At 68.0% G+C, this 10,544-nt stretch carries 10 protein-coding genes; 5 read left to right on the top strand and 5 right to left on the bottom strand.

Annotated elements, in window-relative coordinates; genetic code table 11:
• Positions 1–769, bottom strand: a 769-nt coding sequence (locus BN13_RS16505) for a MerR family transcriptional regulator (RefSeq protein ID WP_084733844.1), incomplete at its 3' end; no start/stop codon positions are given.
• A gap of 34 nt (positions 770–803) precedes the next feature.
• Entirely contained in the window at positions 804–1,121 is a 318-nt protein-coding gene (locus BN13_RS16500; protein ID WP_048548255.1) for a transcriptional regulator, read from the bottom strand.
• Positions 1,122–1,279: 158 nt separating this feature from the next.
• Here BN13_RS16500 and BN13_RS16495 point away from each other — a divergent pair, with 158 nt between their 5' ends.
• The 4 genes from BN13_RS16495 to BN13_RS19755 all read left to right on the top strand — a co-directional run bounded on the left by BN13_RS16495 (position 1,280) and on the right by BN13_RS19755 (position 4,587).
• Positions 1,280–2,362, top strand: a complete 1,083-nt coding sequence (locus BN13_RS16495; protein ID WP_048548254.1) for an S-(hydroxymethyl)mycothiol dehydrogenase — start codon at positions 1,280–1,282, stop codon at positions 2,360–2,362.
• Entirely contained in the window at positions 2,359–3,024 is a 666-nt protein-coding gene (locus BN13_RS16490) for an MBL fold metallo-hydrolase (RefSeq protein WP_235434095.1), read from the top strand. The genes BN13_RS16495 and BN13_RS16490 overlap by 4 nt, the downstream gene beginning before the upstream one ends.
• A 232-nt stretch (positions 3,025–3,256) precedes the next feature.
• Positions 3,257–3,955: a hypothetical protein gene (locus tag BN13_RS19760; protein ID WP_162199987.1), complete on the top strand. Its 699-nt coding sequence runs from the start codon at positions 3,257–3,259 to the stop codon at positions 3,953–3,955.
• 71 nt (positions 3,956–4,026) lie between these two features.
• Complete coding sequence (locus BN13_RS19755; protein ID WP_162199986.1) at positions 4,027–4,587, top strand: OmpA family protein; 561 nt, start codon at positions 4,027–4,029, stop codon at positions 4,585–4,587.
• Between the two features lie 12 nt (positions 4,588–4,599).
• Here BN13_RS19755 and BN13_RS16475 read toward each other — a convergent pair whose 3' ends face one another.
• Genes BN13_RS16475 through BN13_RS16465 form a run of 3 tightly spaced genes read right to left on the bottom strand, consistent with a single transcriptional unit; the run spans position 4,600 to position 8,849 of the window.
• Entirely contained in the window at positions 4,600–6,462 is a 1,863-nt protein-coding gene (locus BN13_RS16475) for a DUF294 nucleotidyltransferase-like domain-containing protein (RefSeq protein WP_084733842.1), read from the bottom strand.
• Positions 6,459–7,310 (bottom strand): glutamate ABC transporter substrate-binding protein, encoded by an 852-nt coding sequence (locus BN13_RS16470; RefSeq protein ID WP_053079837.1) that lies wholly within the window; start codon positions 7,308–7,310, stop codon positions 6,459–6,461. Before BN13_RS16470 ends, BN13_RS16475 begins: the two co-directional genes overlap by 4 nt.
• An 18-nt stretch (positions 7,311–7,328) precedes the next feature.
• Positions 7,329–8,849 carry an amino acid permease gene (locus tag BN13_RS16465; protein WP_048548252.1) on the bottom strand — a complete coding sequence of 507 codons (1,521 nt, stop codon included), beginning with the start codon at positions 8,847–8,849 and terminating at the stop codon, positions 7,329–7,331.
• Between the two features lie 182 nt (positions 8,850–9,031).
• On the opposite strand from BN13_RS16465, the gene cysS reads away from it, so the two are divergent.
• Positions 9,032–10,471, top strand: a complete 1,440-nt coding sequence (cysS, locus tag BN13_RS16460) for a cysteine--tRNA ligase (RefSeq protein WP_048548251.1) — start codon at positions 9,032–9,034, stop codon at positions 10,469–10,471.
• The last annotated feature ends 73 nt before the right edge of the window (positions 10,472–10,544 follow it).

The raw sequence follows: 10,544 nt of genomic DNA, 5'->3' as shown, positions 1-10,544 counted from the left end.
CCCCGCGGCGGGCGGCGTTGGCGTGGATCGCGTCGCGGACGTATGTCGCGAGGCCGGGCGCGAGGTCGTCATACGTCTTGGTGAACCGCGGGTCCGCGACATACATGTCGCCCAGGCCGCGGTGCATCGCATACGACACGTCGTAGAAACGGTCGTGGATGCTGCGGCGGTGGGCCTCGGCAGCGGCCATCGCGGCCTCGCTGTCGGCGGGCTCGCCGGCGGCGAGCGCCGCGACGAAGGCCGCGTTCACGGCATCGCTCTCGGCCTTGACCGCCTCCCAGTCGGCCTTGGTGTAGCCCGAGGTCCGGGCGCGCGACTGCGCCCACGCGTCGGTCTCACCCCACCGCTGCTCGGCTTCCGCGGCATACGACTCATCGAAGCCGTCTCCGAACAATTCCTTCAGTTCCGCGTCTGTTGCGGGCCGGTTGCCCATCTCTGCCTCCAAGGCGTTCTCGATCGCGCCAGCGAGCTGCGTCAGCTCGTCCAGCCTGGACATGACCGCGGCGCGTTGCCGTTCCAGATGCGCCCGCAGGTCACCACCGCCGAGCAGGTCGGCGATCTCCACCAGCGCGAATCCGAGCCGGCGATAGACGACGATCGTGGCCAGCCGCTCTTGGTCCGCGGGCGTATAGAGCCGGTACCCGGCATACGTCCGCTCGCTCGGGCGCAGCAGGCCCATCTCGTCGTAGTGATGCAGCGTGCGCACCGTGACCCCGAACCGCTCGGCCACCTGGCCGACCGTCAGTGCCTCGGCGTCGCGTCGTGTCATGTCCGCCATCGTGGGGGCTGACGTCGCGTGAGGGTCAAGCCGGATGCCGCCGAGCCCGTGGGGCGGCCGCGCGCGCCAGCCGCTGCAACTCGGCCACGTGCCCGCAGAAGGCGTGCCGACCGCGGTCGGTGAGCGCGGCATACGCCCGGCCGTGACCGGCGCCGAAGCGTCGCTCGACCGTGACGTAACCGGCGGCCCGCAGCGTCGACAGGTGCTTGCTGAGCGCCGACTCCGCGAGCCCGAGCCGCTCCCGCAAGGTGGCGAACTCGACCTGCTCCTCCCCGACGAGCAGCCCGCAGAGTTGCAAGCGGGTCGGCTCGTGGATCAGGGCGTCGAAGACGGCATGGGGCACGGGCTCAGAATACGGTCGACTTTCCCCAACGGAAAGTCGCAGGACCTCTGTGCCACAACGGCTTTCGTATGCCGCACCGCACCCCCTCTTGCGTCCCAACCGCCGCCGGATGAGAGTGGGACCAGGAATGCCGTCGGACCCGCACAAAGGAGTCGTCCATGCCCCAGACTGTCAAGGGTGTCGTCGCGCGCGCCAAGGGTGCGCCGGTCGAACTGCTCGACATCGTCGTCCCCGACCCCGGTCCGGGCGAGGCGGTCGTCGCGGTCCAGGCGTGCGGGGTCTGCCACACCGACCTGCACTATCGAGAGGGCGGCATTAACGACGACTTCCCGTTCCTGCTCGGCCACGAGGCGGCTGGCGTCGTCGAGGCGGTCGGCGAAGGCGTGACCGAGGTGGCGCCGGGCGACTTCGTCATCCTCAACTGGCGCGCCGTCTGCGGTGAGTGCCGCGCCTGCCACAAGGGCAAGCCGCAGTACTGCTTCAACACCCACAACGCCCGCCAGAAGATGACGCTCACCGATGGCACCGAGCTCAGCCCGGCCCTCGGCATCGGCGCCTTTGCCGAGAAGACGCTCGTCGCGGCCGGCCAGTGCACCAAGGTCGCCACCTCCGACCCGGCCGTTGTCGGTTTGCTCGGTTGCGGCGTGATGGCGGGCTTCGGTGCGGCGGTCAACACCGGCGGCGTCAAGCTCGGCGACTCGATCGCCGTCATCGGCTGCGGCGGGGTCGGCAATGCCGCGATCGCCGGCGCCAAGGTCGTCGGCGCGACGACGATCATCGCGGTCGACGTCGATGACCGAAAGCTGGAGTGGGCCAAGCAATTCGGCGCCACCCACACCATCAACTCGCGCGAGGTCGATGCGGTCGAGGCGATCCGTGAACTCACCGGCTCGTTTGGCGCCGATGTCGTCGTCGAAGCCGTCGGCCGGCCGGAGACCTATCAGCAGGCCTTCTTCGCCCGCGACCTCGCCGGCACCGTCGTCCTCGTCGGCGTGCCGACCCCCGACCTGAAGCTCGAATTGCCCCTCATCGAGATCTTCGGCCGCGGCGGCTCCCTCAAGAGCAGCTGGTATGGCGATTGCCTCCCCACCCGCGACTTCCCCACCCTCGTCGCGCTCTACGAGCAGGGCCGCTTCCCGCTGGAGCAGTTCGTCTCCGAGCGGATCGGCCTCGGCGACATCGAGGCGGCCTTCGAGAAGATGCACAAGGGTGAGGTGCTGCGCTCGGTGGTGGAGCTGTGAGTGCTGAGGACGGGACCACCGAGATCATCGCGACCTCGCCCGGTGGCGTCCGCGTCGAACGGGTGATCACCAGCGGCATCTTCGCCCTCGACGGTGGCGAGTGGGAGGTCGACAACAACGTCTGGATCGTTGGCGACGACACCTCCTGCTATGTCATCGACGCCGCCCACCAGGCCGAGCCGATCCTGGCCGCGGTCGGCGACCGCGACGTCCTCGCGGTGCTGTGCACGCACGCCCACAACGACCACATCGCCGCCGCCCCGGCGATCCGCGAGGCGACCGGCGCCCCGATCGCGCTGCACCCCGCCGACCAGGTGCTGTGGGAGTTGACCTACCCCGGGACCGAGCCCGACGAGCAACTGGCCGATGGCGAGGAATTGGTGATCGGGGATGTGGGGCTGGGGGTGCTCCATACGCCCGGACACGCGCCCGGCGCCGTCTGCCTGTATGCCGCGTCCCTCGGACTCGTCTTTACCGGCGACACGCTGTTCAACGGCGGCCCCGGTGCGACCGGGCGCTCCCACAGCGACTACCCGACGATCGTCCGCTCCATCCGCGACACCCTCTTGAGCTTGCCCTCGGAAACCATCGTGCTGACCGGCCATGGCGACTCCACGACCATCGGCGCCGAAGCCCCCGGCGTCGAGGCCGCGGACGTCTGACCCGTCAGCGGTCGAGGGCGAAGTCACCGAACCTCTGCTAGCAAAACGTTGGCAAACTGTGGACACCTTGCAAGGTGTCCACAGTTGACTAACTTCTGCTAGCAGAGGTTCCTTGACATTCTGGAACTGTGGATAACTAAGGCAAAGTGGAACCGACTCAGGCAAACGGCCATACGCTAAGAGGAGAGGCGGGCCCGCAGGGGGTGCCCGCCCACATCGTGGGAGGCACCACATGCTCTCTTTTCTCGTTGGTATGTCGCGCCGTCGCCGCCTCGTCGCGGCCTCGGCCCTCGCCGTGGTCATGTTGGCCGGTGGGTGCTCCAGTGGTGAGTCGTCCGCACCGGGCGGGGGCACGTCCAGCGCTAACGCTGCGGGGTCCACCGAGGCGACCGGAGCGGGCGTCGATTCGCCCTCCGATTCGCCCTCCGAGTCGGCCGGCGGAAGCGGGACCGGAGGCACCTCGGCCGCAGCTGTCGACGTCACGGGCACGCCACTACCCGTCCTGGCGAGCAGGACGGGGCAGAGCGACACCACCCCGGTTACGGTGTCGCTGAACGAAGTTCGCGCGGCCGGCAAGCTGATGACCGTCACCTGGTCGGTGCGCAACGATGGCCAGGAGCCGTGGCGCGTAGGCGACTTCTTCTTCTCCGGACGGTACGCGCACGGTTGGACCGACCAATTGGGATCCGAGTTGGTCGGCGTCGCCAGTGGCGTCTACGTGCTGGACGCGGTCAGCGCCCGACGCTATCTGCCCGCCCAGGACAAGGACGGCAATTGCGTGTGCACCTCCAACACGGCCGCCATCGAGGTCGTCCCAGGCGCGAGCACGGTGCTGCAGGCGGTCTTCCAGGCGCCGCCGCCCAAGGTCGCGACCGTGCAGGTCGTGCTGCCGAATATCGGGCCCTTCGACGCGGTCCCGGTCGCCCGGTGAGCGCGCCGTCAGTGCCACCCGGGGCGGCCCCCGGTAGGCACCTGCTGGCAGTCAGGTTGACGGTGATCCTCGTGACCGGCCTCGTCGCGATCCAGACCGCTTCCGCCGCAACGCCGTTTGTGAGTTCTCCGCTGTCGGCGGCCGATCCGGTGCCTATACCCGGGATCACCCTGACGACGCCACTGACCGTCACACCTGACGTCTTCGCGGATCCCGACATTCACGGGGAAGTCCAGGACCTTGTCTTCCGCGAAGCCAATCTGGACGGGTCGCTCATCACCACCGGTGGGCGGCGCTTCGAGTTGGCGGCCGATGTGCTCTTTGCCTTCGACAGCGCCGACCTCAGCCCCAAGGCGGAAGCCGTCCTCGCGGATGTCGCAAAGCGGCTCGCTGCCGTCGACGCAAGCTCGCTGCGGATCGATGGCTACACCGACAGCACGGGGGATGCGGCCTACAACCGTGGTCTATCGCAGCGCCGAGCCGACGCCGTCCGGCGAGGCCTCCTCGCCACCAGCGACGCACTCACGATCGTCGCTCGCGGCCACGGCGAGGCCGATCCGGTCGCCGACAACGCCACCGACTCCGGCCGTCAGCAGAATCGCCGGGTCACCATCACTGTCGCCGATCAGTGACCAGCGCCCAGCTCAGGCCCGGTTGGCCCACTCGCCGGACTCGACATACGACGCCACATTCGCCATCCGCTTTTGGGCCCGGGAGATCTCGCGAACCGCCGAGGTCACGATGCTGCGATCGATCGGCGACATCTGGTCGAAGACCAGGCTGTCGGACGCCCGCGAGCCATCGGCCACCTGCAGCAGCTGATACCGCAGACGCAGTCGCTGCAAGACCTCAAATACCTCGGCGAGCGTCGCGGCGTGCGCGGCGGGAAGGAAGGTCGTTCCGCCACAGGCCAATAGCCGCTCCGGCGTCGCCAGTTCCTCGGATCGAGCGACCAAGGCACCCCAGCGCGCCAGATTCACCAGCGGCAACAGCGCGAGTTCCTTGATGTCGTAGTTCGCCGGTCGGCGCCACGGCTCCCGCAGCGTCCGCAGCCGCGCCCGATGCGCCAATGCGTCGACGAGCAGCAACCGCATCGTCATCGGGTGCTTGCGCAACTCCTCGACCACCAACTCGGCGGCCGCGCGTGTGGTCGACCCGACGATCGGGCGCGAGTCCACCAGCAGTGACGTCAAGATCGCACCCTTGCCTTCGACCGGATCGGCGATCCACGCCTGGGCCGCGGCGCGCCACTGCGCATCGGTCCGGGACAACAACGCGTGCCGCGCGCTCACCCCGTGGGCATCGCCCGTGAAGCCCGCCTCGGCGAGCGTGAGGTCGACGGTCGTGAACAGTTCCCGATAGGCCGCCATCTCCTCCTCGCCGACGTCGTCGGCGAACGCCACCGCGGAGTCGACGTCGGAGGACAGCACGGCTTCCCGGCGCCCGTTGCTGCCCAGCGCCAGCCAGGTGAACCGGTCCGGGCTGAGTTCCGGATGCGCGGCCAACCCCAACTCGATCGCCCGGCGGATCACGGAGTCGATCAGACTCGAATACACCGAGATGACCCGACGTGAGGCGAGGCCCCGCTTGAGCAATTGCCCGAGCAGCATCGGGATTGCCTTCGTATGCCGCACCAGATCAGTCGTCGTTGCCGCTCGCCGAAGTTGCTGGTGCACGGCGAGATCCGCCGCGGCCGGGGACAGCGCGAAGTCCCGCACCCGGACCACGCCCGCCAAGCGCCCGTTCGCGCCGGTGACGATCACTCCCTCCGAGTCGGTCTCAAGAACGTGCACCAGGGTTTCGGCGGCGCTGGCGTCTGCGGTCGTATGGAGCGCGCTCGCGTCCAGCGCCTCGCGCACCGGCGCGCTGCCCGGCAGGCCGTCCACGAGGACCCGGCGTCGCAGGGAGGCGTCGGTCACGAGCCCGAATCCCGTCGGGCCAAGGTCGACAACTGCCGACGAGCGTCCCGAGTCCGTCAGTTGCCGCGCCACGTCCGTCAGGGCCGTCCCGGCCCCAACGACGAGGGGCGCCTCGGCGATCAGATCCCCGACTTGGTAGTAGGCCGGCATGTGCGGGGCGGCGCTGACGTCGGCCCGGGCATTAGGCAGCAGGTGGGCGGCCAGGAAGCGCGCGCCCGACTTCGTCACGAAGGCGACGGCGGCGTCGTCTCCCGGCAGTCGGGCCACCGTCGCCTGCGTCACGGCGCTGGCGCGGGGACCGACCGAGCGCTCGGTGAGCATGGCCGAGAACCCGAAGACCCCCCCGACGGACAGGATCTCGTCCGGCTCGAGAGGGCTTCGGCGCGCGTCATTCCACAACCCGACCTGGCCGTCGAGCACGACATACACCGCCGAGGACGGATCCTCGAAGGCGTTGAGCACGAGGCTCCCCGCGGCATACGTCGTGATCTCGGCCTTCGCGACCAGCCCGTCTCGCACCTCGGCCGAGACCGAGTCGAACGGGGCGTGCTGGGCCAGGACCGAGCGCAGGTCGTCGAGTTCGCTCACCCCCCGACGGTAGGCGGCGACGGCAGCTTGTAGCCAGAAGGCGCGACGGTTTCGTCGAGCGCGGCTTTCCACGCCCCTGAAGAGATGTATTCCTTCAGCGCCGCGTTGACCTTGTCGACCATGGCGGTGTCGCCCTTCTTGACGCCGATGCCATAGGTCTCATCGGTCATGCCCTTGCCGACGACCTTCAAGATCCCCTTGTATTCGGGGGTGGCCGCGAACCCGGCCAGGATCAGGTCGTCGGTGGTCACCGCGTCGACGTCACCATTGGCGAGATTGCGCACGCACTCCGAGAACGACGGCACCTCGCGCAGGGTGATCTTGCCCTTGTAGGTCGCCTTCACGTAGTCCGCCGAGGTCGTCCCGGTGACCGAACACAGGGTCCGGCCGTCGAGCTTCTCCGGCCCGGTCAGGGTCTCGTCGTTGCGCCGCACCAAGAGGTCTTGGTGCGCGACGAAATAGGGGCCGGCGAAATCCACCTTCTGCTTGCGCTCGTCGGTGATGGAGAACGTCGCGACGACGAGGTCGACCTGCCCGTCCTCCAAGGCTTGGACGCGCTCGCCCTGGGCCACCGGAACCCACTCCGGGGTCATGCCGAGTTTCCCGGCGACATATTCGGCCGTCTTGATGTCGAAGCCGCTGTATGACGTGCCGTCCTTGAGCGAGACGCCCGGCTCGTCGGTGGCGACCCCGATCTTGATCGTGGCCGCCCCGGCGGGCGCCGAGGTGGTGCTGGTCGTCGGGGTGTTCGTGTCCTTGGAGCACGCGCTGAGTCCGGCGAGGAGGCCGAGGGCCCCCACCGTGGCGATGGCGCGGCGACTGGTGATGTGACGGGTGGTGGTCTGCATGTCCAGTTCTCCTCTCGCTCAGACCGACTCGGGCTGCTTGGGTGCCGGGTCGACGCGGGCCGGGCCCGAATCCGTCCACACTGGGCCCAGGTGCCCACCGGTGTTGGCGGCGACCTTCGGCTTCACGATCATCCAGCCGATCGCCAGGATCGCGCTCAGCAATGGAATGCCGATGACGATGACGATGAAGTTGACCTTGTGCCAGAAGTAGGGCGAGGACTGCCAGCCGCTCACGGCCATACCGACGGCGACCATCACCAAGAAGGCGAGACCCAGATAGCTCGTCCAGGGATAGCCCGGTGCCTGGAAGGGGCTCGCCGGGATGACGCCCTTGTTGACAAGACTGCGCAACTTCAACTGGCAGGCGAAGATCGTGCCCCAGGTGAAGAGCACGCCGATCGCGGCGGCCTCCAGGGCGATCTCGAAGGCGTCCGGCCGAAGCGCGTTCAGGACGGAACCGAAGACGAAGACCACCGAGGTCATCACGATGCCGGCCCACGGGACGCCGGACTTGCTCATCTTGAGCGTGAACGCGGGGGCCTGCTTCGACATGCCCAGGCTGCGCAGGACGCGCCCGGTCGAGTAGAGGCCGGAGTTGAGCGAAGACATCGCCGCGATGATCAGGACCGCCTGGATGACATTGCCCATCCAGTCCAATCCCATCCGTCCGAAGACGGACACGAATGGGCTGATGCCGGGCTTGAATTCCTTGGTCGGCAGCATCGAGACCAGTAGCAGGATCGAGCCGCAATAGAAGACAGCGATGCGGAAGATAACGGCATTGACCGCCTTGGGAACCTCCCGCTCGGGGTTTTCCATTTCGCCGGCGGCGACGCCGACCATTTCGATCGCGGCATACGCAAAGACGACGCCCGACATCACCAGGATGGGGCCGTACCAGTTGTAGTCGCCGCTTGACGGCCAAAAGCCGCCGGGGTTGCTCCAGAGGTTCTGGAAGCCGGCCTTGTGCCCGCCGACGTCCATCTGGAAGAGCACGACGACCAGGCCCACGGCCAGGAAGATGACAATGGCGCCGACCTTGGCGACGGAGGCCCAGAACTCGAACTCACCGAAGGCGCGGGCCGAGAGCAGGTTGATCACGAGGACGACGGCCAAGGCGATCAGGACCGTCTGCCAGGTGGGCATATTGGGCCACCAGTGCTGCACATACAGGCCGACGGCCGACAGCTCGGCGATGCCGGTCAACGCCCAGTTGAGCCAGTACATCCAGCCGGTGACGAAGGCCCACTTCTCGCCATAGAACTCGCGCATATAGGAGACGAAGGCACCGGAGGTCGCACGGTGCAGCACCAACTCGCCCAGCGCCCGCATCAAGAAGTAGGCGATGACGCCGACGAATGCGTAGCTGAACAGCAGGGCCGGACCCGTGCTGTTCAGGCGCGACGCCGAACCCAGGAACAGGCCGGTGCCGATGGCACCGCCGATCGCGATCATCTGGACGTGTCGGCGTCCGAGCGACTGCTTGTAGCCGACCTGCTCGGCGTTCAGCGACGACGCGTGGTGACTTGCTCCACTCATGTGCTCCCCCCTCAGGGATCGCGCGAATACGGACAATTAGTCATCGTGGCACTGCTGAACGTGATGCGCATCACTTCGACCGCTCGTACTGGTTAGTAGGTCAAATATTGAGATGGGAGGTCAGGGCGCGGACGGCCTCTCGTCGTTAGGTGGGGTTCGCGCGCCCCCGGTAGCCTGAGCAAGTGAGCCTGCGCCTGTTCGACTCCGCCACTCGGGAGATTCGCGATTTCGTCCCCATCACACCGGGCCGGGTCGGGATCTACATCTGTGGCCTGACGACCCAGGCGCCGCCCCACATCGGGCACGTCCGCTTCGCTGTCGCCTTCGATGTCCTGCGTCGCTGGCTGACGCGCGGCCACGGCTTCGACGTCACCCTCGTGCGCAATGTCACCGACATCGACGACAAGATCCTGCGCAAGTCTGACGAGGCCGGTGAGGACTGGTTCGCCCTGTCTTATCGCAACGAGCGGCTGACCAGCGAAGCCCTCGAACTGCTTGGCGTCCTGCCCGCGACGTACGAGCCCCGCGCCACCGGTCACGTCCCCGAGATGATCGAGTTGATGCGGCTGCTGATCGAGAAGGGTCACGCCTACCCCGCCCCCGACGAGAGCGGCGACGTCTACTTCGATGTCCGTTCCTGGCCGGCGTATGGCGAGTTGACTCGCCAACGCGTCGACGACATGGCGGCCGCCGAAGATGCGGACCCCCGTGGCAAGCACGACCCCCGCGACTTCGCCCTGTGGAAGGGAACGAAGCCAACGGAACCGGCGAGCGCGAGCTGGCCCACGCCATACGGCATCGGTCGCCCGGGTTGGCACCTCGAGTGCTCGGCGATGGCTCGGAAGTATCTCGGCGACCACTTCGACATCCACGGTGGCGGGGTCGACCTGCGCTTCCCGCATCACGAGAACGAGCAGGCGCAGTCGCGCGCCGCCGGGCTGGACTTCGCGAACTACTGGCTGCACAACGCCTGGGTCACGATGGGCGGGGAGAAGATGAGCAAGTCGCTCGGCAACTCCCTGCTGATCGGTGAAGTCACCAAGCAGGCTCGTCCGTTGGCGGTGCGCTACTACCTGACGGCGGCGCACTACCGCTCGATGATCGAGTTCCACGAGGGCGCGTTGGCCGAGGCGGAGGCCGCGGTGGATCGCATCGAGGGCTTCCTGCGCCGCGCCCTGCCGAAGGTCACCACCGCCGAGCCGAGCGGCGAGGAGGAGTTCCCGGCCGAGTTCGCCGCGGCGCTCGATGACGACCTCGGCGTCTCCGGGGCATTAGCCGTCATTCACGACCATGTCCGCAAGGGCAACATCCTGCTGGAAGAGGACGAACCCCAGGCGGCGGCGGATGTCGCCCGGCTGGTGGTCGCGATGACCGACATCCTTGGGGTCAACCCGCTGTCGGCGACGTGGGTTGCCGAGGCTGGTGGCGGCGGCGCCGCCGCGCTGGACGCCTTGGATGCCCTGGTGCAGGCGCAGATCGCAGCGCGCGCCGCGGCCCGGGCGGCTCGCGACTTCGCGACGGCGGACGCGATCCGCGACCAACTCAGCGCGGCCGGTATTCAGGTCGAGGACACCTCCTCCGGCGCGCGCTGGAGCCTGGTCAAGAGCGGCGGAGACAACTGATGGCAGGCAACAGCAAGCGCGTCGGCGCGGTGCGCAAAACCGGATCTAAGAAGGGCGCCGTCGTCGGCTCCGG

The sequence above is a fragment of the Nostocoides jenkinsii Ben 74 genome (genome assembly GCF_001046875.1).
GTDB lineage: Bacteria > Actinomycetota > Actinomycetes > Actinomycetales > Dermatophilaceae > Nostocoides_A > Nostocoides_A jenkinsii.
Note: the sequence above shows the minus strand (reverse complement) of the source record. Positions and strands in the feature narration are given on the sequence as shown.

Coding starts and splice junctions, on each gene's coding strand:
- BN13_RS16495 (WP_048548254.1), top strand. CDS start 1,280: ATGCCCCAGACTGTCAAGGGTGTCGTCGCGCGCGCCAAGGGTGCGCCG.
- BN13_RS19760 (WP_162199987.1), top strand. CDS start 3,257: ATGCTCTCTTTTCTCGTTGGTATGTCGCGCCGTCGCCGCCTCGTCGCG.
- BN13_RS16470 (WP_053079837.1), bottom strand. CDS start 7,310: ATGCAGACCACCACCCGTCACATCACCAGTCGCCGCGCCATCGCCACG.
- BN13_RS16465 (WP_048548252.1), bottom strand. CDS start 8,849: ATGAGTGGAGCAAGTCACCACGCGTCGTCGCTGAACGCCGAGCAGGTC.